This is a genomic window from Variovorax sp. GW821-FHT10C12, assembly GCF_059415405.1.
Genome location: NZ_JBWKNE010000008.1, coordinates 120,511 through 145,148, shown reverse-complemented (window position 1 = coordinate 145,148; position 24,638 = coordinate 120,511). Strand labels below are relative to the sequence as shown.

At 68.4% G+C, this 24,638-nt stretch carries 27 protein-coding genes; 14 read left to right on the top strand and 13 right to left on the bottom strand.

The genetic code is table 11. From position 1 onward, the window contains the following. Nucleotide 1: 1 nt before the first annotated feature. The 3 genes from AC07OH_RS26915 to AC07OH_RS26905 are packed head-to-tail and all read right to left on the bottom strand — an operon-like array spanning nucleotide 2 to nucleotide 3,560. Complete coding sequence (locus AC07OH_RS26915; RefSeq protein WP_495302738.1) at nucleotides 2-793, bottom strand: aspartate/glutamate racemase family protein; 792 nt, start codon at nucleotides 791-793, stop codon at nucleotides 2-4. A gap of 13 nt (nucleotides 794-806) precedes the next feature. Further along, on the bottom strand, nucleotides 807-1,856 hold the full coding sequence (locus AC07OH_RS26910) for an S-methyl thiohydantoin desulfurase domain-containing protein (protein WP_390342157.1): 1,050 nt from the start codon (nucleotides 1,854-1,856) through the stop codon (nucleotides 807-809). A gap of 42 nt (nucleotides 1,857-1,898) precedes the next feature. Beyond that, a complete protein-coding gene (locus AC07OH_RS26905; protein WP_495302737.1) occupies nucleotides 1,899-3,560 on the bottom strand; it encodes an OPT/YSL family transporter in 1,662 nt (553 codons plus the stop codon). Nucleotides 3,561-3,720: 160 nt separating this feature from the next. Here AC07OH_RS26905 and AC07OH_RS26900 point away from each other — a divergent pair, with 160 nt between their 5' ends. The 11 genes from AC07OH_RS26900 to AC07OH_RS26850 all read left to right on the top strand — a co-directional run bounded on the left by AC07OH_RS26900 (nucleotide 3,721) and on the right by AC07OH_RS26850 (nucleotide 14,255). Continuing rightward, nucleotides 3,721-4,497: an IclR family transcriptional regulator gene (locus tag AC07OH_RS26900; RefSeq protein ID WP_159275742.1), complete on the top strand. Its 777-nt coding sequence runs from the start codon at nucleotides 3,721-3,723 to the stop codon at nucleotides 4,495-4,497. Nucleotides 4,498-4,781: 284 nt separating this feature from the next. Continuing rightward, complete coding sequence (locus tag AC07OH_RS26895; RefSeq protein ID WP_062473360.1) at nucleotides 4,782-5,696, top strand: dihydrodipicolinate synthase family protein; 915 nt, start codon at nucleotides 4,782-4,784, stop codon at nucleotides 5,694-5,696. Between the two features lie 38 nt (nucleotides 5,697-5,734). After that, nucleotides 5,735-6,352 (top strand): TRAP transporter small permease, encoded by a 618-nt coding sequence (locus tag AC07OH_RS26890; RefSeq protein WP_495302736.1) that lies wholly within the window; start codon nucleotides 5,735-5,737, stop codon nucleotides 6,350-6,352. A gap of 1 nt (nucleotide 6,353) precedes the next feature. Next, a complete protein-coding gene (locus tag AC07OH_RS26885; protein WP_495302735.1) occupies nucleotides 6,354-7,619 on the top strand; it encodes a TRAP transporter large permease in 1,266 nt (421 codons plus the stop codon). A gap of 53 nt (nucleotides 7,620-7,672) precedes the next feature. Continuing rightward, the gene (locus AC07OH_RS26880) at nucleotides 7,673-8,671 is read left to right on the top strand and encodes a TRAP transporter substrate-binding protein (protein ID WP_495302734.1); all 999 of its coding nucleotides are present in this window, start codon (nucleotides 7,673-7,675) and stop codon (nucleotides 8,669-8,671) included. Nucleotides 8,672-8,826: 155 nt separating this feature from the next. Beyond that, nucleotides 8,827-9,861: an ABC transporter substrate-binding protein gene (locus tag AC07OH_RS26875; protein WP_062473355.1), complete on the top strand. Its 1,035-nt coding sequence runs from the start codon at nucleotides 8,827-8,829 to the stop codon at nucleotides 9,859-9,861. After that, nucleotides 9,861-10,724 carry an ABC transporter ATP-binding protein gene (locus AC07OH_RS26870; RefSeq protein ID WP_487848156.1) on the top strand — a complete coding sequence of 288 codons (864 nt, stop codon included), beginning with the start codon at nucleotides 9,861-9,863 and terminating at the stop codon, nucleotides 10,722-10,724. The genes AC07OH_RS26875 and AC07OH_RS26870 overlap by 1 nt, the downstream gene beginning before the upstream one ends. A gap of 10 nt (nucleotides 10,725-10,734) precedes the next feature. Then, on the top strand, nucleotides 10,735-11,505 hold the full coding sequence (locus AC07OH_RS26865; RefSeq protein ID WP_390342141.1) for an ABC transporter permease: 771 nt from the start codon (nucleotides 10,735-10,737) through the stop codon (nucleotides 11,503-11,505). Between the two features lie 11 nt (nucleotides 11,506-11,516). Beyond that, nucleotides 11,517-11,993, top strand: coding sequence for a nucleoside deaminase (locus AC07OH_RS26860; protein ID WP_495302733.1), 477 nt, complete (start codon nucleotides 11,517-11,519; stop codon nucleotides 11,991-11,993). Next, on the top strand, nucleotides 11,993-12,811 hold the full coding sequence (locus AC07OH_RS26855) for an aminoglycoside phosphotransferase family protein (RefSeq protein ID WP_495302732.1): 819 nt from the start codon (nucleotides 11,993-11,995) through the stop codon (nucleotides 12,809-12,811). The genes AC07OH_RS26860 and AC07OH_RS26855 overlap by 1 nt, the downstream gene beginning before the upstream one ends. 10 nt (nucleotides 12,812-12,821) lie before the next feature. Beyond that, nucleotides 12,822-14,255: a hypothetical protein gene (locus AC07OH_RS26850; RefSeq protein WP_495302731.1), complete on the top strand. Its 1,434-nt coding sequence runs from the start codon at nucleotides 12,822-12,824 to the stop codon at nucleotides 14,253-14,255. Here the strand turns inward: AC07OH_RS26850 and AC07OH_RS26845 are convergent. The 3 genes from AC07OH_RS26845 to AC07OH_RS26835 are packed head-to-tail and all read right to left on the bottom strand — an operon-like array spanning nucleotide 14,252 to nucleotide 16,519. Continuing rightward, entirely contained in the window at nucleotides 14,252-14,473 is a 222-nt protein-coding gene (locus AC07OH_RS26845) for an oxidoreductase-like domain-containing protein (RefSeq protein WP_495302730.1), read from the bottom strand. The genes AC07OH_RS26850 and AC07OH_RS26845 overlap by 4 nt on opposite strands. A 16-nt stretch (nucleotides 14,474-14,489) precedes the next feature. After that, nucleotides 14,490-15,842, bottom strand: coding sequence for a sensor histidine kinase (locus AC07OH_RS26840; protein WP_495302729.1), 1,353 nt, complete (start codon nucleotides 15,840-15,842; stop codon nucleotides 14,490-14,492). Next, nucleotides 15,839-16,519 (bottom strand): response regulator transcription factor, encoded by a 681-nt coding sequence (locus AC07OH_RS26835; protein ID WP_495260917.1) that lies wholly within the window; start codon nucleotides 16,517-16,519, stop codon nucleotides 15,839-15,841. The genes AC07OH_RS26840 and AC07OH_RS26835 overlap by 4 nt, the downstream gene beginning before the upstream one ends. Before the next feature lie 122 nt (nucleotides 16,520-16,641). On the opposite strand from AC07OH_RS26835, the gene AC07OH_RS26830 reads away from it, so the two are divergent. After that, nucleotides 16,642-17,334, top strand: coding sequence for a phosphatase PAP2 family protein (locus tag AC07OH_RS26830; RefSeq protein WP_495302728.1), 693 nt, complete (start codon nucleotides 16,642-16,644; stop codon nucleotides 17,332-17,334). Nucleotides 17,335-17,344: 10 nt separating this feature from the next. On the opposite strand, the gene lpxO is transcribed toward AC07OH_RS26830, so the two are convergent. The 3 genes from lpxO to AC07OH_RS26815 form a co-directional block, all read right to left on the bottom strand. Beyond that, complete coding sequence (lpxO, locus tag AC07OH_RS26825; RefSeq protein ID WP_062473341.1) at nucleotides 17,345-18,241, bottom strand: lipid A hydroxylase LpxO; 897 nt, start codon at nucleotides 18,239-18,241, stop codon at nucleotides 17,345-17,347. 94 nt (nucleotides 18,242-18,335) lie between these two features. After that, nucleotides 18,336-19,766 (bottom strand): sensor histidine kinase, encoded by a 1,431-nt coding sequence (locus AC07OH_RS26820; RefSeq protein ID WP_495302727.1) that lies wholly within the window; start codon nucleotides 19,764-19,766, stop codon nucleotides 18,336-18,338. Continuing rightward, nucleotides 19,763-20,446, bottom strand: coding sequence for a response regulator (locus AC07OH_RS26815; RefSeq protein WP_062473337.1), 684 nt, complete (start codon nucleotides 20,444-20,446; stop codon nucleotides 19,763-19,765). Before AC07OH_RS26815 ends, AC07OH_RS26820 begins: the two co-directional genes overlap by 4 nt. A 166-nt stretch (nucleotides 20,447-20,612) precedes the next feature. Between AC07OH_RS26815 and AC07OH_RS26810 the strand changes: the two genes are divergently transcribed. After that, complete coding sequence (locus tag AC07OH_RS26810) at nucleotides 20,613-21,749, top strand: alpha/beta hydrolase (RefSeq protein ID WP_495302726.1); 1,137 nt, start codon at nucleotides 20,613-20,615, stop codon at nucleotides 21,747-21,749. A gap of 3 nt (nucleotides 21,750-21,752) precedes the next feature. Here AC07OH_RS26810 and AC07OH_RS26805 read toward each other — a convergent pair whose 3' ends face one another. Further along, entirely contained in the window at nucleotides 21,753-22,628 is an 876-nt protein-coding gene (locus AC07OH_RS26805) for an NAD(P)-dependent oxidoreductase (RefSeq protein WP_495302725.1), read from the bottom strand. 124 nt (nucleotides 22,629-22,752) lie between these two features. On the opposite strand from AC07OH_RS26805, the gene AC07OH_RS26800 reads away from it, so the two are divergent. Beyond that, nucleotides 22,753-23,106, top strand: a complete 354-nt coding sequence (locus AC07OH_RS26800) for a winged helix-turn-helix transcriptional regulator (protein WP_062473331.1) — start codon at nucleotides 22,753-22,755, stop codon at nucleotides 23,104-23,106. A 131-nt stretch (nucleotides 23,107-23,237) separates the two neighbouring features. Here AC07OH_RS26800 and AC07OH_RS26795 read toward each other — a convergent pair whose 3' ends face one another. Genes AC07OH_RS26795 through AC07OH_RS26785 form a run of 3 tightly spaced genes read right to left on the bottom strand, consistent with a single transcriptional unit; the run spans nucleotide 23,238 to nucleotide 24,614 of the window. After that, on the bottom strand, nucleotides 23,238-23,639 hold the full coding sequence (locus AC07OH_RS26795) for an OsmC family protein (RefSeq protein WP_062473329.1): 402 nt from the start codon (nucleotides 23,637-23,639) through the stop codon (nucleotides 23,238-23,240). A 31-nt stretch (nucleotides 23,640-23,670) separates the two neighbouring features. Then, entirely contained in the window at nucleotides 23,671-24,150 is a 480-nt protein-coding gene (locus AC07OH_RS26790; RefSeq protein ID WP_495302724.1) for a GNAT family N-acetyltransferase, read from the bottom strand. Beyond that, the gene (locus AC07OH_RS26785; protein ID WP_492743192.1) at nucleotides 24,147-24,614 is read right to left on the bottom strand and encodes an Lrp/AsnC ligand binding domain-containing protein; all 468 of its coding nucleotides are present in this window, start codon (nucleotides 24,612-24,614) and stop codon (nucleotides 24,147-24,149) included. Before AC07OH_RS26785 ends, AC07OH_RS26790 begins: the two co-directional genes overlap by 4 nt. Nucleotides 24,615-24,638: the final 24 nt, after the last annotated feature.

Genomic DNA, 24,638 nt, shown 5'->3' with positions numbered 1-24,638 from the left:
TTCAGGCGTGGACAGGCGACACCACCGGCACGTCGGCCGGATCGAACACGTTCCAGGCCAGCAGCTCCCTGTCTTCGGGCGGTGGCTCGCAGCCGCCGACGCGGCTGGGCTTCCAATCGAAACGCTGTTTCATGTCGGCCAGCGCCTCGGCACGCTTGAAGGCCGCCAGCGCCGAATCGATGACGGGCACGCCCAGCGCGTCCTGCAGCTGGCGGTAGAAGCCGAACTCGAGCGTGCAGCCCAGGATGAGCGCCTCGGCGCCGTCCTCGTCGATGGCGCGGCGGCCCTGCGCGATCATGCGGCGCACGGTCTCGTCGCGGTCGCGCTGGAAATCTTCCACGCCGAGCTCCAGCGCGCGGAACGAGGCGATCAGGTGCGCGTGGCCGTACTCGCGCACGCGCGCCTCGATGCGCGGCACCCACTTGCGCCGCCCCACGATCACCGACACCTTCTGTGCCAGATTCGACGCGATTTCGAACGAGGCTTGGCAGGGCGCGACCACCACGGTCTGGCCCGAGATCTCGCGCGCCTCGACCAGCACCGGGTCGTAGAAGCAGCCGACCACCACGGCGTCGAAGCCCTGCTGCGCGGTGTCGCGCACGGCGCGCACGATGTCGGCGCCCAGCAGCGCCTCGTAGCTCTGGTACTCGACGTGGTGCTGCACCGACGCGTTGCGCAGCGACACCACCTCGACCTCGGTGCCGGGGTTCTTCACCTCGGCAAACTCTTGCGCGAAGCGCGCGTTGTAGGTGTCGTTGCCGACGGCCCGGATCCAGCGGATGCGCAGTGTCATGGCATGTCTCCGTTCAGGCCGGCGCGAAGGCTTCGCCCAGCGACTTCTCGAGCGGCCGGTACAGCTCGGGCATGAACATGGTGCGCGACAGCAGCAGCCGCGCGCGCGGCGCCACCAGCACGCGCAGCCGCGCGCCCTGGCGCACATGGGCCGACACCACGGGCTGGCCGTCGTCCGAGAAGGTCATGATCAGGTCGGGAAAGCGCGCGATGCGCTCGCCGCCCTGCGCCAGCAGCATGTACTCGTTGATGAAGCGCAGCGTGGTGCCCGCCGCATCGTCGAGCTCGACCACGCCGACGTCCAGCCCTTCCTGCTGCTCGCAGCGGTAGCTGCGCACCGTGCCCTCGGCCACGAGGCGGCCGTCGAGCGAACGGGCCACGGCATCGACGCCGCCGTCCAGGAAGGTCTGGCCCAGCGCGATGGCGTGGCTGATGGCGCCCGGCGCGCCGTGCTGGCGCGCGTAGCCCACGGTCACGGGGTTGCGCGCCACGGCCACGAGGCCGCCCGCCTCCACCGAGGCGCGGCGCACCACGGCCGAGGTCTGCTCGAGCCGGCCCGACACGACGCCTTCGACATAGCGGTGCGGCTCGCCGCCCGCGTAGGCCTGCACCGAGAGGTAGTCGGGCTCGGTGTGCAGGCCCAGCGCGCCCATCACGCTCGAGGGGTGGGCGCGGCCGTTGCACGCGAGGTCGATCACGGGCAGGCCGGTCATGGCGGCATGGAACCAGCCGTTGACCGTGGTCTCGGCGCCGTTCTCGTTGGCATGCAGCGCCACCAGCTTCTGGCCCGCCGGCAGCTCGCGCCGCAGCAGGTCGAGCGTGCGCAGCAGGTGCGCCGGCTGCACGTGCGGATCGGGCGCGGCCGGCGCACCGACCAGGGCCATGGTGGCGGTGAGCGCGGCGTCGTCGAACTCGTCGACGCTCCACAGCTGCGGCGTGCCGACCTGCAGCGCCAGCCGCGCGGCGCGTTCGCCGGCCGCGATGAGCCCGCCACCCCCGCCGCCGAGGATGGCGCCGCCCCAGATGGCCGCGCGGACGTCGTCGCTGGTCAGATTGCGTTTCATGGATTCGATTCCTGTGTGTGTGATGAAAGGAAAGAAGGAGAACTACTTGCGCAGGCTCTTCACCGCGCCCGAGAAGAAGCTGTAGAGCGCGTCGCCCGCGATGACGCCGCCGGCGAACACCTCGAGCCGCTCGCGCGCGGCGGCGCCGAGCACGCCGTGCACCGCGAGCCGGCAGGCGATGCCGGCCGCGACCATCCAGCCGGCCATCGGGCTGGCGATGAGCAGGCCGGTGGCGAACAGCACACCGAGTTGCTGGCGCGGCCCGCCCGCCAGCTGCAGCAGCGCGCCGGGCACGGCCCACAGCGCCAGGTTGCGCGCGGTCTCGCCCGAGATGCCGGCCTTGATCGCGGCCACGTAGGCGGCGTTGATCGGCGCGGTCTGGTGGTTGGCGAAGAACAGCGGGTAGGCGCAGGCCACCACCACGATCGCCACGCCGAAGCCGACCATGCCGGCGATCATCTGTTCGCGCCGCCCTTCGAGTTCGAAGGCCGAGCCCGAGGCCTCGCCGCGCAGCAGGTGGCCGGCCTTGAGGTCGTAGCCCATGTCGGCAAAGGCCGGGCCGGTGGCGGCCGAGAAGCCGGCCAGCACCACCAGCGCCTCGGGCGGAAAGCCGATCAGGATGCCCAGCAGCAAAGAGATCAGCGCCACCGCGAAGGCCGGGAACCAGCCCGAATGCATGGCCGCAATGCCCACGATGAGTTCGTGCACGAAGGCCGCGAAGGTGCCGTACACGATGAACAAGGCCAGCATGCCGGGCGACATGCCGGTGTAGATGCCGGTGCCCGCGCACAGCAGCACCATGATCGCGAGGTAGCCCGCGCCGCCCAGCTTGAGCGAGCGGCCGAGCACGCTGGCGCCGCGCGCCTCGGCCAGCGCCTCTGTCGTCGCGACGGTGCCGTCAGTGTCGGCCGCGCGCCCGTGCTTCTTCAGCACCACGCGCGCCACCTGCACCAGCGCGACGAGGCCGGCGCCGATCATCATCCCGTGCGGCACGTAGCGCGTGCCGATGTCGAAGCCGAACAGCGGCGCCGAGTAGCCGCGCACCAGCAGCCCGATGCCGAAGGCGGTCATGGCGCCAAGCCCGCCGATCAGCGCCACGCCGAAGGCCGACATCGGCAGCTTGAACACCGCGCCCGCCACGCCGGTGGCCAGCCCGCCGAGCAGCAGCCAGGCCTGCTTGCCGCCGCCGTCGCCCGCCTTGATCGCCTCGGCCGCGGCGATGCCCAGCGGCCACGGGTTCTTCGCCGGGAAGGCGGGCGTGTCGAACATGCGGTACAGCAGCCAGGCGTCGAGCAGCATCGCCAGGCTCACGCCGATGAGCATCGGCACCACCATCTGCGGCAGGCCGAACAGGAAGGGAATGCCGATCGGCAGGAACAGGCTGTTGGCCGCGCCGAAGGTGGCCGACGAGATGCTCGTCTGCGCGAGGTTCTGCGCATGCACCGAGCGAAAGCCCCGGAACATGGCCAGCGGCACGCGCGCCAGCGTCATCGCCGCGAGCGCGCCGATCAGCGAGGTGCTCGGCGTGATGCCCAGGCTGGCCAGCATCTGGATGCCGACGATGGCGCCGAACACGCTCAGCACCACCGTGAGGATCAGGTTGGCGGGCGCGAGCGCCTTGGGATGCAGCGCGGCCGGCGGCAACGCGGTGTGCCCGGCGCCCTTGTCTTCCAGCGGCGCGACGGCGGTCACTTCATGGTGCATGGTCATTCCTTGTTAGTTCCATATTTTGGAACCATGTCCAATAAACTTGGACTGAATGATAAAACCGTACTTTCGGCTGTCAAGCGGGCGTTCACCCGGGTCGGCCGAAAAGACGCACCGGCGCCGAACCTATGATTCCCACCCCAACCCACCGAACACGATGAGCACCCTTGCCAACGCCATGGACGTCCTGAAGCTGATCGCGCGGCTGCGCCGCGACATCACGGTGACGGACGTCGTGACCGAGCTGGGCCTGCCCAAGAGCTCTGCCTCCCGCACGCTGAGCATGATGGCCGGCTACGGCTTCCTGGACCGCGACGCGGCCACGCGCGCCTACCGCCCGGGCGGCGTGATCATGGAAGCCTCGTACCACTTCCGCGCCTCGCGCAACACGGCCTCGCTGGTCGAGGAAGCGCTCGATGCGCTGGTGCGCGAGACGGGTTGCACGGGCTACATCAACGTGCTCGACGGCACCGACACGCTGGTGATCCAGATGCGCACCGGCGCCGGCGCGCTGCAGATCTACACGCCGCCGGGCAGCCGCGCGCCCGCCTACTCCAGCGCCATGGGCCGCGCGCTGCTGGCGCGCCTGGACGACGACGAAGTGGGCGCCCTGATCGGCACCAAGCTCGACCAGGGCCGCGGCCACGCACCGAAGACGCGCAAGGACCTGCTCGCGCGCCTGGCCGTGATCCGCGACACCGGCTGGGCCCTGTCGCGCGGCGAGTACGTGACCAACGTGGCGGGCATCTCGTCGGCGGTGCTCGACCCCGCCACGCGCCAGACCTACGCCTTCGGCATCGCGCTGCCCGCGGAGCAGCTGTCGGAAGCGCTGGTGGAACGCTTCGGCGCCACCGTGCGCGACGCCGCCAGCAGCGTGGGCAAGCGCGTGGGCGATCCGTACTGGCTGGGCTTCGGGGCGACGACGCCGACCTGAGCACCGCGCCGGCGCCAGCTGCGCGCCCCGCCGCGTTCACCGCTGCGGGGCTTTTTTTCGTCCGCCGCATCCTGAGGCGTGGGTGCGCCAAGGCGGTGCTTCCAGGCGCCCGACCGCCCTTTCCAGAAGCCTCCAACCACCATTTCGGCTGGCATGCAATCTGCTAATACCCTGAGCAGATATTTCTCATATCTTACTAATATATTTAAAAACCAAGCCTTCAAGCCCTGGTTTCGACCGCTGTCCGCAGCGCCCTTTTCTTCTTTTTTTCGAGGTACACATTCATGAGCAATCCCCGCTGGCAAGGCATCTTCCCCGCCATCACCACCAAGTTCCACGCCGACGAAAGCATCGACGCCGAGGGCACCGCCCGCCACATCGACTTCCAGATCCGCAACGGCATCCACGGCCTCGTCACCTGCGGCTCGCTGGGCGAAGCCAGCACGCTGACGCTCGAAGAAAAGCTGCAGGTCGCCAAGATCGCCCTGGAAGCCGCCGACGGCCGCATCCCCGTGCTGGCCAACGTGTCGGAGACCAGCACCCGCGAAGCCCTGCGCTACGTGGACGGCGCCAACAAGCTGGGCGTGGCCGGCTACATGGTCATGCCCTCGGTGATCTACGTGGCCGACGCGCGCGAGGCCATGCTCAACGTGCGCACCATCGCCAACGCGGCCCAGAAACCCATCATGGTCTACAACAACCCGGTGGCCTACCGCGTGGACCTCAAGCCCCAGCACATGGTCGAGCTGGCCGATTGCGAGTGGATCGCCGCCATCAAGGAAAGCACCGACGACATCCGCCGCATCACCGACCTGCGCAACACGGTGGGCGACCGCTACCAGCTGTTCCTGGGCGTGGACGACCTGGCCTACGAAGGCCTGGCGCTGGGCTGCGACGGCCTGCTGGCCGGTGTGGGCTGCGCCTTCCCGCGCGAGACGGTGGCGCTGTACGACCTGATGAAGGCCGGCAAGTTTGCAGAAGCCCTGAAGCTGTACCAGTGGATGACGCCGATGCTGCACCTGGACGTGTCGACCAAGCTGGTGCAGAACCTCAAGCTCATCGACCTGCTGGTCGGCGTGGGCACCGAGCACATGCGCCGCCCGCGCCTGCCGCTCATCGGCGAAGAGCGCGCCTTCATCGAGAAGGTCGTCGCCAAGGCGCTGGCCACGCGGCCTGCGCAATACCAGTCGGTCATGTAATCGCCGCGCGCACGACGCACCACAAGGCCCAGAACACCATGCAAGACAACGCCTTGAAAGAAAGCGGCGGTCTGTCCCGCCGCGTGCTCGACGCGTCGGACTTCGTCCTGCGCTGCGAGCGCCACCTGCTCAGCAGCCTGATGGGGCTGCTCATCGTGCTGGTGCTGCTGAACGTGGTCACGCGCTACGGCGGCTTTCCGCTCTACTGGGTGGACGAGGCCTCGGTGTACTGCGTGGTCTGGCTCACCTTCTTCGGTGCGTCGGCGATGACGCGGCTGCGGCTGGACTTTGCGGTGACGCTGCTCACCGACAAGCTCGGCACCCGGGCCGCGCGCATCGCCAAGGCCAGTGCCTCGGGCGGCGTGCTGCTGCTCGGGCTGGCCCTGCTCGCGATGTGCTGGCTGTGGATGGACCCGGCCGGCATCGTGCGCCACGGCTTCGACGCGAAGGAATTCGCGGCCGAGAGCTTCAACTTTCTCTACACCGAGCGCACGCAGACGCTCGACTGGCCGACGTGGGTGGTGCAGCTGATCCTGCCGATCTTCGCGCTCACCCTCAGCGTGCATGCGCTGGCCAACCTCTTCGAAGACCTCGGCCTGCAGCCCAAGCGCACGCACGACGAGTTCCATGTCGCCAACGCGGACGCCGTGAACTGAAATGCTGACCTCTGCCTTCTTCCTGCTGATCATGCTGGTCGGCGTGCCGATCGGTGCCTGCCTGTGCCTGTCGGGCATCGTCTACATCCTCAACTCGGGCGACACGGTGCTGTTCCAGTCGTTCCCGGTGCAGATGTTCGGCGGCGTCGACAGCTACAGCCTCATTGCGATTCCGCTGTTCATCCTCATCGGCGAGATCATGAACGGCGGCGGCATCACGCGGCGCCTCGTCGACCTCGCGCTGGCCTTCATCGGTTCGGTGAAGGGAGGCCTGGCCTACGTGAACATCCTGGCGAACATGCTGGTGTCGTCGATCATCGGCTCGGCCACCGCGCAGGTGGCGATCATGAGCCAGATCATGGTGCCCGAGATGGAGAAGCAGGGCTACGACAAGACCTTCGCGGCCGGCATCACGGTGTACGGCGGCATGCTCGGCCCGATCATTCCGCCCTCGGTGATGTTCGTGGTGTACAGCGTGCTCGCGCAGGTGGCGGTGGGCGACATGCTCATCGCCGGGATCATCCCCGGCGTGATCCTCACGGTGCTGTTCTTCATCGTGATCGCCGGCATGGGCATGATCTACAACTACCCGCGCACCGAGAAGCGCACCGCCCGCCAGCGGCTGCACACGATCCTCACGGCCTGCCCGACGCTGCTCATTCCGATCGTGATCGTCGGCTCGATCCTCGGCGGCCTGGCCAACCCCACCGAATCGGCGGCGGTGGGCGCGGTGGCCGCGGTGCTGGTGGGGCGCTACGTGACCAAGGAATTCCGCTTCGCGATGATTCCGCAGATCCTGCTGAAGTCGGCGATCTACTCGGCGGTGGTGCTGTTCCTGGTGGCGGCCGCCGCGGTGTTCTCGTGGCTGCTGATCTACGGCAAGGTGCCGCAGGCCACGGCCGCATGGATTCAGACCGTGGCGAAGGACCCGATCGCCTTCCTGCTGCTGGTGAACGTGATCCTGCTGGTGATCGGCACCGTGATCGACGGCATTCCCGGGCTCATCATGACCGTGCCGATCCTGCTGCCCATCGCGACGGAGATCTACGGCATCGACCCGCGCCACTTCGGCGTGGTGGTGGTGATCAACCTCGTGCTCGGGCTGATGACACCACCGGTGGGGCTGAGCTTCTTCGTGGCCTCGGCGGTGACGGGCGCCAAGCCCGGAAAGATGTTCATCGTCACGCTGCCCTTCTTCCTGATCTGTTGCGTGGCGCTGGTGCTGCTGTCGCTGTTCCCGAGTCTTTCTCTCGCGCTCATCAAGTAGGCGCTGATCCGCTTTCTTTCCCGTTCCTTCACCTCACCCCACAGGAGCTTCGCATGCCCCTCTCCCGCCGCCAGTTCGTCCAGGCCGCCGCCGGCACCGCCGCCGCGTCGACCGCCCTCTTCGGCACCGTGTCGCGTGCCGCCGCCGCCAAGGAATTCCGCCTGGGCCTCATCACGCCCGCAGGCCACTCGTGGAACCGCGCCGCGGTGAGCTTCGGCGAGGCGCTGAAGAAGGCCACCGACGGCCGCCTGAGCGCCACGGTGTTCCACTCGGGCCAGCTCGGCAACGAGTCGGCCATGATGCAGCAGCTGCAGTCGGGCGCGCTCGACATGGGCTGGATTCAAGCCGCCGAACTCGGTTCGCGCGTGGCGAGCGTGGCGGCCATCAACGCACCCTACCTCGTGCGCTCGACCACCAACGTCGCCTCGCTCGTGCGCACGCCCGCGGCGCTCAAGCTGCTCGATGTGCTGCCGCGCGAGACCGGCACCATCGGCCTGGGCTGGGGCATCACCGGCATGCGCGTGGTGTTCGCCACCAAGGACATCGCCTCGCCCACCGACCTGAAAGGCATGAAGCTGCGCATCAACCCCACGCCGGTGTACCGCGACTTCTACCAGTTGCTGGGCGCCGCGCCCACGCCCATTCCCACGCCGGGCGTGTTCGACGCCATGTCCAACGGCCAGGTCGACGGGCTCGAAGCCGACATCGAGTTCTCGTGGAACCAGCGCTTCGACCGTGTCTCGAAAAGCCTGCTGCCGATGAACGCGCTGTTCATGCCCTTCGCGCCGCTGGTGTCGGGCCGCATCTGGCAGACGCTCGACGCGAAGGACAAGGCGCTCATCACCGACCTCGTGAAGCAGCAGCTCGACGCGCAGATCAAGGACATCGTGACCACCGAACTCGGCCTCATCGACAAGTTCAAGGCCAGCGGCATCGCGATCAAGAGCGCCAGCAACTACAACCCCGCGCCGGTCATCGCCGAGTTCGACAAGGTCTGGCTGCCCAAGGCACCGCAGATCGCCGAGCTGCGCAAGATCGGCGCGACGCTCTGACGGCAGTCCACGGCCCCGATTCCCAGGCGCGGTGCACGCCGCACACGCCCTGGGCGCACCGCGCACCTCGGTGATTCACCGGAAGGGTTCGCACCAATCGCGTGCGGGCACCGTTTTTGCTTGAATGCCGAAGCATTCACCTTCACGGAACCCGCATGAACAAGCGTCAACTGATCCAGTCCTTCCTCGCCGCCTCGGCCCTCAGCTTCGGCCTGTCTTCGGCCATGGCCCAGAGCCCGACGCCGATCAAGTTCCAGCTCGACTGGCGTTTCGAAGGACCGGCCGCGCTGTTCCTGCACCCCGCGGCCAAGGGCTACTTCAAGGCCGCCGGCCTGGACGTGACCATCGACGCCGGCAACGGCTCGGGCGGCACCGTGACGCGCGTGGCCTCGGGCGCCTACGACATGGGCTTTGCCGACCTCGCGGCATTGATGGAGTTCCACGCCAACAACCCCGACAGCCCGAACAAACCCGTGGCCGTGATGATGGTCTACAACAACACGCCGGCCTCGGTCATGGCGCTCAAGAAGAGCGGCATCACCAAGCCGGCCGACCTCGCCGGCAAGAAGCTGGGCGCGCCGGTGTTCGACGCGGGCCGCCGCGCGTTCCCCATCTTCGCCAAGGCCAACAACATCGGCGCCGTGAACTGGACCGCCATGGACCCGACGCTGCGCGAGACCATGCTGGTGCGCGGCGACATCGACGCCATCACGGGCTTCACCTTCACCTCGCTGCTCAACCTGGAGGCGCGCGGCGCCAAGGCGGCCGACGTGGTGATCCTGCCCTACCCCGACTACGGCGTGAAGCTGTACGGCAACGTGATCATCGCCTCGCCCAAGCTGCTCAAGGACAACCCGGCGGCGGTGAAGAAGTTCCTCTCGGCCTTCGCCAAGGGTGCCAAGGAAGTCATCGCCAACCCGGCCCTGGGCATCGAGTCGGTGAAGGCGCGCGACGGCATCATCGACAGCAAGCTCGAGACGCGCCGCCTGCAGCTGGCGATCGACACCGTCATCAACAGTGCCGATGCGCGCACCGACGGCTTCGGCGCCGTCAACGCGGGCCGCATGTCGCTCATGGCTTCGCAGGTCTCCGACGCCTTCAACACCAAGACGCGCGTGAGCCCCGACGCCGTGTGGACCGCGGCCATGCTCCCGCCCGCGGCCGAGCTCAGCGGAATCCTGCGCAAGTGATGGCGGCCGGCGCAACGACACCCGACGCAGCCGCCCCCTTCGTCGATTTCCAGGACGTCTGGCTCGCCTACAACGAAGAGCTGCTGCGCGCCAACCACTTCGCGGTCGAGGCCATCGACCTGAAGGTGACGCGCGGCGAGTTCATCGCCATCGTCGGCCCCTCGGGCTGCGGCAAGTCGACCTTCATGAAGCTCACCACGGGGCTGAAGATGCCCTCGATGGGCAAGATCCGCATCGACGGCCAGCCCGTGACCGGGCCGCTGAAGATCTCGGGCATGGCCTTCCAGGCGCCCTCGCTGCTGCCGTGGCGCACCACGGTCGACAACGTGCTGCTGCCGCTGGAGATCGTCGAGCCCTACCGCTCGAACTTCAAGGCGAAACGCAAGGAATACGAAGAGCGTGCCCGCCGCCTGCTGCAGAAGGTGGGCCTGGGCGGCTACGAGGACAAGTTTCCGTGGCAGCTCTCGGGCGGCATGCAGCAGCGCGCGAGCATCTGCCGCGCGCTCATCCACGAGCCCAAGATGCTGCTGCTGGACGAGCCCTTCGGCGCGCTCGACGCGTTCACGCGCGAAGAGCTGTGGTGCATCCTGCGCGACCTGTGGACCGAGCAGCAGTTCAACGTGATCCTGGTCACGCACGACCTGCGCGAGTCGGTGTTCCTGGCCGACACGGTGTACGTGATGAGCAAGAGCCCCGGGCGTTTCGTGGTCAAGCGCGAGATCGACCTGCCGCGCCCGCGCGAGCTGGAGCTGACCTACACCAAGGAGTTCACCGACATCGTGCTCGAGTTGCGCGGCCACATCGGCGCCATCCGCGGCAACGCCACCACCCCCACCGCTGCTGCGGCGGCGGCAGCGCACTGAGGAGGCGGCGATGAAAAACAGCAAACAACTCGAGCGCTGGTCGCCGTGGCTGCTGCTCGTGGCGGTGCTCCTGCTGTGGCAGGTGATCTGCGCGGGCTTCGGCGTTTCGGACTTCATCTTTCCGAGCCCGCTGCGCATCTGGGAGCAGTTCTGGGAGTTCAAGGCCATCATCGCGGGCCACGCGTGGCGCACCTACTGGGTCACGATGGCGGGCTTCGGCCTGGCGATCGTGGTGGGCGTGCTCATGGGCTTCGTGATCGGCAGCTCGCGCCTGGCGTATGCGGCGATCTACCCGCTCATGACGGCCTTCAACGCATTGCCCAAGGCGGCCTTCGTGCCGATCCTGGTCGTGTGGTTCGGCATCGGCATCGGGCCGGCGATTCTCACGGCGTTCCTGATCAGCTTCTTCCCGATCATGGTGAACATCGCGACCGGCCTGGCCACGCTCGAACCCGAGCTGGAAGACGTGCTGCGCGTGCTGGGCGCCAAGCGCTGGGACGTGCTCATCAAGATCGGCCTGCCGCGCTCCATGCCCTACTTCTTCGGCTCGCTGAAGGTGGCGATCACGCTGGCCTTCGTCGGCACCACGGTGTCGGAGATGACCGCCGCCAACGAGGGCATCGGCTACCTGCTGATCTCGGCCGGCTCGGCCATGCAGATGGGCCTGGCCTTCGCGGGCCTGATGGTGGTGGGCGCGATGGCGATGATCATGTATGAGCTGTTCAGCCTCATCGAGAAGCACACCACCGGCTGGGCACACCGCGGTTCGCAGAACGCATAAATAATGGGGGCATGACCCCCGAACAGATCACCCGCGCGCTGCGTCGCGCCGACGCCGTGGCGCGACGCGCCATGGCCATGGGCCGCCACCCCTTCGGCGCCGTGCTCGTCGCACCCGACGGCGAGACCGTCCTCGCCGAGCAGGGCAACATCGACACGGTGCACCACGCGGAGGCCACCCTCGCGCGCCATGCGGCGCAGAACTGGCCGGCCGAGTACCTGTGGCAGTGCACGCTGGTGACCACCTTCGAGCCCTGCGCCATGTGCGCGGGCACGAGCTACTGGGCCAACATCGGCCGCATCGTGTACGGCGCGGAAGAATCGGCGCTGCTCGCCCTCACCGGCGACCACCCCGAGAACCCGACGCTGAGCCTGCCCTGCCGCGAGGTCTTCGCGCGCGGGCAGAAACCCGTCGAGGTGATCGGCCCCGTGCCCGAGGTGGCCGACGAGATGATCGCCACGCACCGGGGGTTCTGGGAATCGCGCTAGTGGCCCCGCACGGCGTGTTCGCGCCTTACCTGGAACGTTGGCATCTCACACCCGACGGCGAGGCCTTCACCTCGCCGAGCGGCACGCTGCTGCCCGTGCGCCAGCAGGGCGTGGCGGCCATGCTCAAGACTTCGCACGAAGCCGAGGAGCAGGCGGGCAGCCTGCTGATGGCCTGGTGGAACGGCGACGGCGCCGCGCCCGTGCTGGCCCATGACGGCGAAGCCTTGCTGATGGTGCGTGCGCAAGGCTCGGCCTCGCTCGCGCAGCTGGTTCACGGCGGTCGCGACGACGAGGCCACGCGCATCCTGTGCGCCGCCGCCGCGCGCCTGCATGCCCCGCGCGACACGCCGCCGCCTCCGACACTGGTGCCGCTCTCGCGCTGGTTCGAGTCACTGTGGGCCGGCGCGGCCACGCACGGCAGCGTCTTCGGCCAAAGCGCACGCACCGCACGCGAACTGCTGGCCGCGCCGCGCGACGTGGTCGTGCTGCATGGCGACATCCACCACGGCAACGTGCTCGACTTCGGCCCGACCGGCTGGCTCGCCATCGACCCCAAGGGGCTGCACGGCGAGCGCGGCTTCGACCACACGAACATTCTGTGCAACCCGGACGGCGAGAGCGCATTGGCCCCGGGGCGCTTCGCGCGCCGCATCGAGGTCATCACAGAGGCCACGGGCATCGAGCAGCGGCGATTGCTGCAATGGGTGCTGGCGTGGGCCGGGTTGTCGTCGGTGTGGATGCTGGAAGATGGCGAGGCGCCCGGGAGCACGCTGGAGGTGGCGAGACTGGCGGCTGCGGCGCTCGGGATCGCCGGCTAGATTCGGACGCATGTCTCGCCCTCACTCCTACCTCGACGTCCTTGCGCGGGTTCTGGCGCTGCCGATGTCGGAAAGCCTCGCGTCTTCTGACGAAAGTTTTCATGCGGCATCGGCGGGTGCGGACACGCTGATCGTCGACATCGAGAAGCGCCGCTACCACCGCGAGCCCGATGCGCGCCCTCTGAGCTTTGAAGACGCGGCGCACGACGGCGTCGCGCAGGCAGCGCTGCAGCTTGAACACCGCGATGGCGTTCGCACGATCGCGCTGGCTGCGCAGGACGACAGCTTCTGGACGCCGCTGCCCGATCCGCGCGTGATCGGCCTGCCGCGCATCGTGCAGCGGCATGACACGGCGTGGACGTCTCCGGCGCCGCCGCCTTCAGATGCCCCTTCACGAACCAGCATCACCGACTGGCTGGGTTCGCTGGTCGCGCTGGCGGTGCTGGCCTTCTTTGCCGCCTTCGGTTTCAACGCACTGCGCTGGTCGTTGAATGGAGGTTGGAACCTGCTGTGGCTGTTGGTGGGGCTGCCGGTGTTTCCGATCTTCGGCGTGCTGACGCTGGTGGCCGTCTATACCCTCGTGCGGCGCGCCCTGCCGCCGCCGAGACGCCAGGCGCTCGAAGCGATCCACGTCGGTCGCGACGAAAGCTTTCGCCTCGGCGAGCCGATGGCGTTCAGGGTCGATGCCATGGTGCCGGTGTCCGTCGATGGCCAGCCCGCGCAGGCACCGCCGCAGATCCTCGCGGACCTCATCGTCCAGACCCTGAACGATCCGGTGGACGGTGATTGGTCGTTGAGGGATCAGTTCTGGGGCACGGGCAGTGCCGATGCTGCTCCATCGACGCCCACCGGCACAGGCGAACGCCGCGTGCACTATGCCGGCAGCGTGACAGCCACTCGCAGGACACCGCGCGCAGCACAGGAGCGTTGGTACCTGAAGCTTTCCACCAGCCTGGAAACGGGTGTCGAGCCTTTCCACATCGCCAGCCTTGCCACGCCTCCGTTGATCGTCCCCTACCAGATGGTGCAGCCTCCGGACCGCCAAGCGCAACTCGAGGCCCTGCTGCACAACACGGCATCGGACCTGATCCACAAGGCCTACAACAGCGAGAACGGCACAGCCCTGCGTGATGACTTCACGCCCGACGAGTGCCGAGCGGTATTCACCATCGACGCTGAGGCGTTGGTAGACCGCGCGATGGCCACCCGTTGGTACGAAGGCAGGATCAGGACCGAGCGAATCACCAGCGATGGCTGCTTCTACATGCTGAAGGAAGGTCCGGCCTTCCAACTCGTGTTCACCGAGCGCCATGAGACCGTGACGGTGTACGAGTCACCTGATCTGCGCAGCGTGGTGGGGCGCTACCTTTTCGCAGAGCATCTTTTTGTCGACCATCTGGCGGGTGCGGAAACAATCAAGGTGCTGCGGCCCCGCATCTACTAACCCAGCCGCAGCGACGCCTCATCCCGCCAATAAGCCACCGCCGCCAGCCACCCTTCCCACACGCACCCATTACAGCCGCGCCCGCAGCAGGTGGTGGGCTCCGGCGGCGGCGCACGCATCGCCACGCCTTCGGCATCGAGCATGGCCTGCACGCGCGCGATCAGCGCTTGCGCGCCGACAAGGTTCGTGGGTTCGGGCAGCCGGTCGATGGCGTTCATGACAAGCGAGTCTTCTTCAGGCCTCGAGGTTCATCAGTTCGAGCCGCATCTTCGCGCCGCCCGATTCGCTCGAGCCGATGCTCAGCTGGCCGCGGTGCAGCCGCGCCACCTCGGCCACGAGGTGCAGGCCCAGCCCGGCGCCGCGCCCGCGCGGCACGAGCCGGTGGAACGGCGCCACCACGCGCTCGCGGTCGGCCTCGGGAATGCCGGGGCCCGAATCGCGCACCTCGATGCACGAGGGCTCGCACAGCCGCACCTGGATGTCGCAGCCCGGCCCGCCGTGCTCGATGGCGTTCTGGATCAGGTTGGTGAGCGCGCGTTCGAGCGAGGGCGCATCGCCGCGCACCGTGAGCGGCTGCGGCGCGTCGACCGACAGCGTGCAGCGGCTGCGGATGGCAAGCGGCGCGATGTCGGCCGCCACGCGCTCGCACAGCGACTTCAGCTCCACCTGCTGGTCCAGCGACAGGCCGTGGTCGAGGCGCTGCAGGTCGAGCAGCTGCTCGGCCAGCGTGGCCAGCCGCGCCGAGGCCTGCATGAGCTTCATCTTCAACGGGTCGTTGGGCAGGCCTTCGAGATGGATCTGCAGCGTGGTGATCGGCGTGCGCAGCTCGTGCGCGGCATCGGCCAGGAAGCGCTCCTGCCGGTCGTAGCCTTCGTTGAGCCGGTCGAAGGCGCGGTTGACCGCGTTGACCAGCGGACGGATCTCGCTGGCCACGTTGGCCAGCGGCAGGCGCGTGGTGCGCTCGTGCACGTCGATGCCCTCGGCATGTTCCGCCGTGGCCACCACGCCCTTCAGGCCGCGCTTCACGACGAACGGCGTCGCCAGGATCACGCCCAGGCAGGTGACGAGCGCCATCGGCGCCACCAGGAACAGGAAGGCGATGCCGGTGCCCTTGAGCGTGTTCTCCACCGTGAGCGGGCCGCCGGTCTGCGCCATCACGGCCACCGGGCCGGCGCGCGATTCGATGCGCTCGAAACGGGCCTTGGGGCGGGTGCCGTCGCTCTCGGGGTCGATGGCCACGCGCTCGGTGTCGTCGAGCGCGTCGAGCAGCCGCAGGTAGGTCGGCGGCACCTCGCCGTGGCGCAGCTGCACGCCGTGCGGGTCGCGCACGATGAACCAGAACTGCGGGTCGGCCTTCTGCAGCCGCCGCAGTGCGCTCGTGGGCTCGACCACCAGCTGGCCGTCGGCGCCGCGCATCAGGGCGCGCTGGATGGCGGCCACCGTCTCGTGGCCGGTCTCGTCGACCACGCGGCCCAACGCCCACGCCAGCCCGAGGAAGCCGCCCATCACCAGCAGGCCGACCACCACCTGCAAGAGGATCAGGCTCCAGATCAGCCGCCAGCGCAGCGAAAGCAAACTGAGGCTCATGCGGACTGCGGCGCGCACATCAGGTAGCCCACCCCACGGATCGCATGGATCTCGACCTGCGCGCCCGCCTTGTCGAGCTTCGAGCGCAGGCGCGAGACGTGCGTGTCGAGCGCGTTCGACTGGATGTCGTCCTTGTGGCCGTACACGCGGTCTTGCAGCGCCTCGCGCAGCACGGTGCGGCCGCGGTGTTCGAGCAGCGTCTCGAGCACCAGCAGCTCGCGCCGCGGCAGCGTGAGGCAAGCCTCGCCCACATGGGCCTGGCGCGTGTGGTGGTCGAAGCGCAGCTGCCCGAGCGTCATGATGAAGTTGGCGCGCACCGCGGGGCGGCGTGCCAGCGCGCGCACGCGGGCCAGCAGCTCGTCCATCGAGAAGGGCTTGGCCAGGTAGTCGTCGGCGCCGCCGTCCAGGCTCAGCACGCGCTCGGCCACGTCGGTCATGGCGGTGAGCACGAGCACGGCGCAGGCGATGTCGTTCTGCGCCAGGAACGCGACGAGCGACAGGCCGTCGCCGTCGGGCAGCCCGCGGTCGAGCACGACCACGTCGTAGGGCGCGCCGAGCGCGGCCTCCTCGGCCGCGCGCAGCGAGCTCGCCACATCGACCACCGCCTGGTTCTGGCGCAGCGCCGACGCGAGCGCCTGCGCCAGGTCGGCTTCGTCTTCGACAAGCAGGATTCTCATGGGGGGGATGGGGAGAGACCGGACAGGCGGGTGATTCTAGAGAGCCGTCACATGAGGCAGCGCAATGTTCACGCAATGCATGCGCCTACGCTGTGGCGCTTCCCTCTCCTGAAAGCGCACCGGTGACGCTGCCCTCCCGCCCGAACCCCGCCGCCCTCCCCGTCACGCCCTGGCACCTGGCGCTGGGGCAGCGCTTCGCCACGCTGTGGGTCGTGAAGATGATCGGCACCACGCTCGGCATCTCGGGCTTCTTCGTCCTGTACTTCTGGGTGATGCACCACCCGCCCTCGGTGCCGACCGTGATGCCGCTCACGGCCATCGACCACTGGGTGGACGTGAGCGACGACGCGATGCTGCTGTACAGCTCGCTGTGGTTCTACATCTCGCTGGCGCCCGCCTTCACGAAAAACAAGGCCGAGCTGTGGGCCTGCGCACGCGGGGCCGCACTCATGGCGGCCATCGGGCTGGCGGTGTTCTGGTGTTTTCCGACCGTGGTACCGAGCTTTGCGATCGACTGGTCGCAGTACCCGGCGCTGCAGTTCCTCAAGAGCGCCGATGCGGGCGGCAATGCCTTCCCGTCGCTGCATGTGGCCTTTGCCGTGTTCGCGGCCGTGTGGCTCGGTCGCCAGCTGCGCAGCGTGCAGGCGCCCGCGTGGACGCAATGGGTGAACGTGCTGTGGGCCGCGGGGATCGTCTATTCGACGCTGGCCACGCGCCAGCACGTGCTGCTCGACGTGCTCGGTGGTGTGCTGCTGGCGGGCCTCGTGTGCTGGCGGCGCGCGCCGCGTGCACGCTTGGTGCTGGCCGAGGCGTGAGCGCCGTCGGTTACCAGAAGATCCAGAGCGCCAGGCCGCCGAAGATCGTCCACTTGACCAGGTAGTACGCGCGCTTGTCCCAGGCCTTCAGGCGCTTGCCGACCACACGGATCTGGTAGATGTACTTGAAGGCGCGGTTCAGGCCGCCCGTCTTGTCGCCCGCGTCGTTGGGCGAGGCGGCGGCGGCCAGCAGGTTCTTGGCGAACCAGCGGTTCACGGCGCTGGCCCAGCGGTACTTCAGCGGGCGCTCGATGTCGCAGAACAGGATCACGCGGTCGTGGTCGGTGGTGTTCTCGGCGTAGTGGATGTAGGTCTCGTCGAACACCACGGCCTCGCCGTCGCGCCAGTGGTAGCGCTGGCCGTCCACGTCGATGTAGCAGCCCTCGACGCCCGGCGTCCACAGGCCCAGGTGGTAACGCAGCGAACCGGCGAACGGGTCGCGATGGCGCACGAGTCGGCTGCCCGGGGGCAGCTCGGCAAACATCGCGGCCTTGATGGTGCCGATGCCCTTGAGCAGCTCGGTGGTGCGCGGGCACAGCACGGCGGCCGAGGGGTGCGCCTCGTCGTACCACTTCAGGTAGAAGCGCTTCCAGCCGCTCTTGAAGAAGGAGTTGAAGCCCACGTCGTTGAACTGGCTCGAGGCCTTGATGCTGCCGCCGTTGCGCATGGCCAGCGCCTCTTCGCGGATCACTTCCCAGTTTTCCTCGAGGATGCGCATCTCGGGGAACTGCGCAGGCGACAGGTACGGCGTACCGGGCACCTTCGAGAAAAGGTACATGAAGACGTTCAGCGGCGCCAGGAAGGTCGAGTGATCAGAGAGTTGTCTGAAGAACTTGTGCCGGACCTGGCCGCGGAAGTGAACGTAGAGTGCGCTGAGCACGAAGATGGCAAGAATGACCCACTTCATTGGTGAAAGTGTCCTGTAGACGAGCGCCGGGGGAGCCGGCTAGTGTAATTCCTCGCCCTGAAATGAGCCTGACCGGGGGCCTTTCCCCCCGGGCTCAGGCGCCGACGAGCAAGGGCTGCGGCACATCGGCCTGCGCCAGCGGCAGCCGCACCGTGGCCAGCAGGCCGCCGTCCGGGGCCTCGCCCAGCACCGCGTCGCCGCCATGCCGGTCGACCACCGACTTGACGATCGCCAGGCCCAGCCCGCTGCCGCTTTGCGTCTGGTCGGGGTTGCGGAAAAAGCGGTCGAACACGCGCTCGCGCAGCGCGGGCGGAATGCCCGGGCCCGTGTCGGCCACGGTCAGCAGCGCCCGCGCGCCCTCGCGCGCCACGTGCACCGTCACGGTGGCGCCGCAGGGGCTGTACTTGATCGCGTTGTCGATCAGGTTGTCGATCATCGAGACCAGGCTTTCGCGCTCGCCGAGCACCGGCACGGCGTCGTCGCACACCAGTTCGAGCTCCACGCCGCGCGCACGCGCCAGGCCCTCGATCATGGCCAGCCGATCCTGCACCAGCCCGTCGAGCGACAGCATCACGGGCAGCGCGTTGGTGGCCACCGCGTCGCTGCGCATGAGCTGCAGCAGCTGCCCCACCAGCCGGGCCGCGCGATCGTTGCTGCGCAGCAGGTTGGCCATGAGTTCACGCTGGCCCTCGTCGGCGCTCTGCTCTTTCAGTGCCTCGACGTTCACGCGCATGGCCGCCAGCGGCGTGCGCAGCTCGTGCGCCGCATCGGCGATCAGGCTGCGCTCGCGCGTGGTGCTGTCGCGCACCCGCAGCAACAGGCTGTTGATGCTCTGCACCAGCGGCTTGAGCTCCTTGTGCGGCGGCGTGTACGACAGCGGCGTCAGGTCGTCGGGACCGCGCTCGGCGGTCTCGCGGCTCACCTGGCGCCACGGGCGCAGCGCCAGCCGCACCGACAGCCACGCGGGAAAGACCAGGAACGGCAGGCTGATCACCAGCGGCAGCAGGTAGTAGCCGCGCGACAGGATGGTGACGGCCAGCCGCCACACGCTGGGTTCGGCCAGCACCACGCGGGTGTCGGCGATGGGCGAGGCCATCGTGCGCGCGCGCCACTCGCGCCCGCCCGCGACCAGCGTCTCGTTGCGGTCGGGCACCGAGTTCAGCAGCACGGGCACACCGGCGCGCGAGTTGTAGATCAGCTTGCCGTGCTGCCAGACCTGCATGATCGCAATGGCTTCGGTCCCTTCGTCGCCGTCGCTGAGCGCCTCGATGAGCGCGGCGTCGAAGGCTTCGAGCGCTTCCCGTTGCTGTTCGGGTTGACCCTCCAGCTTCTGCGCAATGGAGATCGCAGCCTTGAAGATGCTGCTGAACCTGAGCAACCCCGGGTCCTTGTACGAGTCGTACAACAGCAGCCCCACGGCCGAAGTCCACAGCAGCGCGACCACCGCCATCTGCGCCACCAGCAGGCGGCGCATCAGGGACGGCTGGTTCCAGTTCTTCCAGCCCCGCGCCAGCTGGCGCATCATTTCGACGGGCTCCGCACCAGCGATTGCGTGTCGATCACGTAGCCGATGCCGCGCACCGTGCGGATGTAGCCCTGCCCGATCTTCTTGCGCAGGTTGGAGATGTGCACCTCGAGCGAGTTGCTGCCGTTGGCCTGGCCGCCGGGCAGCACCTGCTCTTCCATCACGCGGCGCGTGACCACGCGGCCGGTGCGCTTGAGCAAGAGCGCGAGCAGGTCGAACTCGCAGCGCGACAGCTCCACCGGCTCGCCGTCGACGATCACGCCGCGCGTGGGTTCATGCAGCGCCAGGCCGCGCATGCGGATGGTCTCGTCGTTGAAGCCGTAGCTGCGGCGCGCCAAGGCCCGCACGCGCGACAGCAGCTCGGCCAGCGCAAAGGGCTTCACGAGGTAGTCGTCGGCACCGTCGTCCAGGCTGCGCAGGCGGTCGTTGAGTGCGTCGCGTGCACTCAGCACCAGCACCGGCAATATCTGGCGGGTGCGGCGCAGGCGCAGCAGCAGGTCGAGCCCGTCGCCGTCGGGCAGGCCCAGGTCGAGCAGCACCATGTCGAAGGCGCCGTTGTCGAGCGTGCGCAGCGCGTCGTCGAGCCTGCGGACCCACACCACGTCCAGGCCCTGGTTGGCGAGCGCAATGCGCACGCCGTTGCCAAGATCAAGATCGTCCTCAACAAGCAAAAGATTCATGGGAAGGATTCCAAGCGAACAAGCCCGGTTCCGGGAAGTGGCCGAAGTATCTGCCACACCCCGTCGCCGCGCTTCAGGAAGCCTTCATGAAGGCTGCAGGGCTTCTTCAGGCGGCGTGCCCACACTGCAAGGCTCTTACTTTCTTCTTCATGCCTGGAGCATCGACGTGCCTCGCCCCTCACCTTCCACGGTTCGCCCCCACTGGGCGAACCCGCTTCACTTCCAGCGCCGCGACCTGCTGCGCGCCGTGCTCCTGGGCAGCGCGGCCGGGCTCGCCGCTTGCGGCGGCGGTGGCGGCGGCAACGCCGGCCCCACTCCCATCGGCAACGACCTTTCCGTGGCGGCCACCGACCGCCGCGTGAAAGTGTCGACCACGCCCGAGGTCTCGCTGCAGGTGCGCGACTGGCAGCGCAGCGACGACGGCGGTCCCGTGCTCGTGCTGCTCGCCGGCCTCGGCGGCAACGCGCGCTGCTTCGACAGCCTGGCGCCCGCACTGGTCGCAGCCGGCGCCGCCTCGCGCGTGGTCGCGGTCAGCCGGCGCGGCTACGGCCTGTCGGACAAGCCGCTGCCGGTGAAGAGCGCCACGCAGCACTACGAGGTCGACACGCTGGTCGACGACCTGGCCGCGCTGTGCGACGCGCTCGGCCTGACGCGCGTGGTGCTCGGCGGCCACTCGATCGCCGGCAACGAACTCACGCGCTTCGCGGGCCGCTTTCCCGAGCGGGTGCGCGGCCTGGTGTACCTCGATACCACCTTCGATTACACGAAGGACGCCGACACCGGCGGCGAAGACCCGCCGATGAACCGCCGGCTCGACGAGCCCGCGCCCACGCCCGACGACGGCCGCTCGATGAAGGCGGCCATTGCCTACCTGCGGCGCAAGTCGAAGAACTGGTGGCCGGCGCTCGAGGCCAACCTGCGCGACGCGCTCGAGGTGCAGGCCGACGGCAGCGTGCGCCCCAACACGCCCGACACCGTGGAGACCGCGATGGACACCGCGGCCCACCGCTTCTCGCCAGACTACCGCCCGGTGCGCGCGCCGGCGCTGGTGGTGAGCGCGCTGCCGTTCGACCAGCGCGACCTGTTCCCCTGGCTCGAACGGCCGCTCGACGCGCAGACCGGCCAGGACGCCGCCGACTTCCTGCGCATCTTCCGCCGCGTGCGCCGCGCCGACGCCGACCGCCTGGCCGCCGCGCTGCAGACCTCGCACCGGCTCACGCTGGACCACTGCAACCACACCGACTTCTTCATGGAACGCGAGGCCGAGGTGGTGCGCGCCATCCAGTCGATGCGCTGGGCCTGATCCTTACTTGCGCAGCAGCTTGATCAGCGCCGCCAGTTCCTCGCCGCCGAGCCCCGCCGCATCGGCGCGCTGGAACAGGCCTGCGGCAAAGGCCGGGAACTCGGTGTTGATGCCCGCCTCCTGCGCGGTCTGCAGGATGCGCTGCGTGGCCTCGACCGAGATGCGCATCGGGCTCTGCGTGATCGTGAAGTCGCCCGACTGGATGACCGCGCCCTCGTGCTGGAGAAAGCCCGCGAAGGTCGGCATGATGCCCGCCACGATGCGGCCGAACTCGGCGACGTCGAAGCCTTCGTGCTCGGCGATGCGCGCACCGTGCAGGAAGCCAAGCATCGTGCCGTAGATGCTGGACAGCGTGGCCAGGTCCATGGCCGCGGCGGCGCTGGCCTTCTCGCCGAGGTAGACGATGCCGCCGGCCAGCACCTTCAGCAAGGGCTCGGCCTCGGCGAACACGGCCTGCGCGCCCGACACCAGCAGCGGCGTGTCGGGCCGGCCCATCTGGTCCGGCGCGGCCTGGATCGCGCCTTCGAGGTAGGCGGCGCCGTGGCGGTGCGCCCAGGCCTCGGCCTCGCGCGCGTCCTTCGGGCTGCCGGTGGTGAGCTGCGCGAGCAGGCGGCCGTCCATGGCGGCGGCCACGCCGTCCATCGCGAAGATCGCGTCGGCGGCGCGGTAGTCGTACACGCACATCACGGCCATGCGGCTCGCGCGCAAGGCCTCGGCCGCGCTGCGCGCCAGCACGGCGCCGCGGGCGACCAGCGCGTCGGCCTTGTCGGCCGTGCGGTTCCACAGCGTGACCTTGTAGCCCTGGTCGAGAAAGAGCCGCGCGATGACGACGCCCATGGCGCCCAGGCCCAGAACCGAAACTTCCTTCTTGTTGCTCATGGCAATCCGATGCAGTGGTTGATGACGCCTGCATGGTAGAAATTACACTTCCATATGGTCAAGTACCTACGATAAAGTAAGGTACTTACCAAATGGGAAGTATTGGAATCGCAAGGAGCAAGAGATGGCAGCGAAGAAGCCCTACAACTGCGGCATCGGCCCCGCGTTCGAGGTCATCGGCGGCAAGTGGAAAGCCGTCATCCTGTGGGAGCTGCACCTGCAGCCCTACCGCTTCGGCGAGCTGAAGCGGCTGCTGCCCGAGGTCAGCGAGAAGATGCTGATCCAGCAGCTGCGCGAGATGGAAACCGACGGCCTCGTGCACCGCGAGGTGTTCCACGAAGTGCCGCCGCGCGTCGAATACTCCGAGACCTCGCTGGGCGCCACGCTCAATGCGGCGCTGGGGCCGCTGGCCGATTGGGGCGACCGCTATGCCAAGCGCGTGGCGGCGGCGCGCAAGCAGGCCGAAGCGGCGAAGTAAGACCGGCGCCTCTGAAGGCGCGAAGAAACCGTAGCGAGCGCCCCGAGGTCGCGTCGAGGACCGGAACCGTACTCCCGTACGGTGAGGACCGCAGATGCGAGATCGGGACGCGCAGTAGGTTTATTGCGCCTTCAGTCGGCCCAGCCGGTTTCGATCTCGGTCTTGACCTCGGTCATCAGCTTGTGCACAGGGCACTTGCCCGCCACGCGCAGCAGTTCGTCGCGCTGCGCCTCGGTCAGCTCGCCCGTCAGGCGCAGGCCCGATTTCAGGCGGTAGATGCCCTTGCGTTCCTCGCTGTCGTCGCGGTCGACCACGACCTCGATGTCTTCCACCGGAATGCCCTTGCGGCGCGCGTAGAGCAGCACCGTGAGCGCCTTGCAGGCCGCCAGCGACGCGTCGTACAGGTCGTGCGGCTCGGCGCCACCGTCGCTGCCGCCGCCCGCGGGCGAAGCATCGACAGGGATCTCGTGGTTGCGGATCTTGAGGATGTGGCGCGTGCCGGTGGTGCCGTCGCGGCGGATCGAGAGGGTCATGCCGATGTCCTTGAAGGGGTGAAACGAAAGCTCAGGCCAAGTCTTTCACATACAGGATGGTCGTGAATCCGCTGTGCCATTCGAGGTCGGGGTAGCGGCCTGCCTCGCGATAGCCGAGCGCGCGATACAGGCCCTGGCTCTGCGTGTTGAAGGTGTCGGTCTCGAGCCGCGCCTGCGTCACGCCGTCGGCGCGCATGCCGGCTTCGGCAAAGGCCATGAGCGCGCGGGCGATGCCCTTGCGCTGGTGCGCGGCGGGCACGTGCAGGGCCTGCACGAAGTCGTGCTCCCAGTGCACCATGCCGACCACCTCGCCGTCGATTTCCGCCACGAAGAAGGCCGGGCCGCTCTCGTCGATGTAGCCCACGGGCTCGCCGCTGTCGGCATAGGCCTTGGCGGCCTCGGGCGTGAGCTGCGGCAGCCAGGTGCTCGCGAAGGTGTCGTCGAGGATGGCCTTCACCGCGTCGAAGTCGGCCAGGCGCCAGGGCCGGATGACGATGACGGCGGCGCTCACCGGTCCACCGCCAGCATCAGCGTTTCCTTGATCTCTTCCATCACCACATAGCTGTGCGACTCGGCCGCCACCGGCAGCTTCTTGAGGATGTCGCCCAGCAGGTGCCGGTACTCACTCATGCCGCTCAGGCGCGCCTTCACGAGGTAGTCGAAGCTGCCCGACACCAGGTGGCATTCGAGCACCTCGGGCATGTGCAGCAGTTCCTGCTTCACCTTGTCGAACACGTCGCCCGACTTGGCCGAGAGCTTGATCTCCACGAACACCAGCAGCGTCTTGCCCAGCGCCTCGGGCGACACGTGCGCGTGGTAGCCGCTGATGACGCCGTCGCGCTCCATGCGCTTGACGCGCTCGGCGCAAGGCGAGGCCGACAGGCCGATGCGCTCGGCCAGTTCGGTCATGGAAATGCGGCCCTGGCGCTGCAGCAGGTCGAGGATCTTGCGGTCGATTCGGTCGAGTTCGGGCATTTCACTCCGCGCGGGGCCTTGGAC

Coding starts and splice junctions, on each gene's coding strand:
- AC07OH_RS26915 (WP_495302738.1), bottom strand. CDS start 793: ATGACACTGCGCATCCGCTGGATCCGGGCCGTCGGCAACGACACCTAC.
- AC07OH_RS26910 (WP_390342157.1), bottom strand. CDS start 1,856: ATGAAACGCAATCTGACCAGCGACGACGTCCGCGCGGCCATCTGGGGC.
- AC07OH_RS26905 (WP_495302737.1), bottom strand. CDS start 3,560: ATGCACCATGAAGTGACCGCCGTCGCGCCGCTGGAAGACAAGGGCGCC.
- AC07OH_RS26900 (WP_159275742.1), top strand. CDS start 3,721: ATGAGCACCCTTGCCAACGCCATGGACGTCCTGAAGCTGATCGCGCGG.
- AC07OH_RS26895 (WP_062473360.1), top strand. CDS start 4,782: ATGAGCAATCCCCGCTGGCAAGGCATCTTCCCCGCCATCACCACCAAG.
- AC07OH_RS26890 (WP_495302736.1), top strand. CDS start 5,735: ATGCAAGACAACGCCTTGAAAGAAAGCGGCGGTCTGTCCCGCCGCGTG.
- AC07OH_RS26885 (WP_495302735.1), top strand. CDS start 6,354: ATGCTGACCTCTGCCTTCTTCCTGCTGATCATGCTGGTCGGCGTGCCG.
- AC07OH_RS26880 (WP_495302734.1), top strand. CDS start 7,673: ATGCCCCTCTCCCGCCGCCAGTTCGTCCAGGCCGCCGCCGGCACCGCC.
- AC07OH_RS26875 (WP_062473355.1), top strand. CDS start 8,827: ATGAACAAGCGTCAACTGATCCAGTCCTTCCTCGCCGCCTCGGCCCTC.
- AC07OH_RS26870 (WP_487848156.1), top strand. CDS start 9,861: ATGGCGGCCGGCGCAACGACACCCGACGCAGCCGCCCCCTTCGTCGAT.
- AC07OH_RS26865 (WP_390342141.1), top strand. CDS start 10,735: ATGAAAAACAGCAAACAACTCGAGCGCTGGTCGCCGTGGCTGCTGCTC.
- AC07OH_RS26860 (WP_495302733.1), top strand. CDS start 11,517: ATGACCCCCGAACAGATCACCCGCGCGCTGCGTCGCGCCGACGCCGTG.
- AC07OH_RS26850 (WP_495302731.1), top strand. CDS start 12,822: ATGTCTCGCCCTCACTCCTACCTCGACGTCCTTGCGCGGGTTCTGGCG.
- AC07OH_RS26845 (WP_495302730.1), bottom strand. CDS start 14,473: ATGAACGCCATCGACCGGCTGCCCGAACCCACGAACCTTGTCGGCGCG.
- AC07OH_RS26840 (WP_495302729.1), bottom strand. CDS start 15,842: ATGAGCCTCAGTTTGCTTTCGCTGCGCTGGCGGCTGATCTGGAGCCTG.
- AC07OH_RS26835 (WP_495260917.1), bottom strand. CDS start 16,519: ATGAGAATCCTGCTTGTCGAAGACGAAGCCGACCTGGCGCAGGCGCTC.
- lpxO (WP_062473341.1), bottom strand. CDS start 18,241: ATGAAGTGGGTCATTCTTGCCATCTTCGTGCTCAGCGCACTCTACGTT.
- AC07OH_RS26820 (WP_495302727.1), bottom strand. CDS start 19,766: ATGATGCGCCAGCTGGCGCGGGGCTGGAAGAACTGGAACCAGCCGTCC.
- AC07OH_RS26815 (WP_062473337.1), bottom strand. CDS start 20,446: ATGAATCTTTTGCTTGTTGAGGACGATCTTGATCTTGGCAACGGCGTG.
- AC07OH_RS26805 (WP_495302725.1), bottom strand. CDS start 22,628: ATGAGCAACAAGAAGGAAGTTTCGGTTCTGGGCCTGGGCGCCATGGGC.
- AC07OH_RS26800 (WP_062473331.1), top strand. CDS start 22,753: ATGGCAGCGAAGAAGCCCTACAACTGCGGCATCGGCCCCGCGTTCGAG.
- AC07OH_RS26795 (WP_062473329.1), bottom strand. CDS start 23,639: ATGACCCTCTCGATCCGCCGCGACGGCACCACCGGCACGCGCCACATC.
- AC07OH_RS26785 (WP_492743192.1), bottom strand. CDS start 24,614: ATGCCCGAACTCGACCGAATCGACCGCAAGATCCTCGACCTGCTGCAG.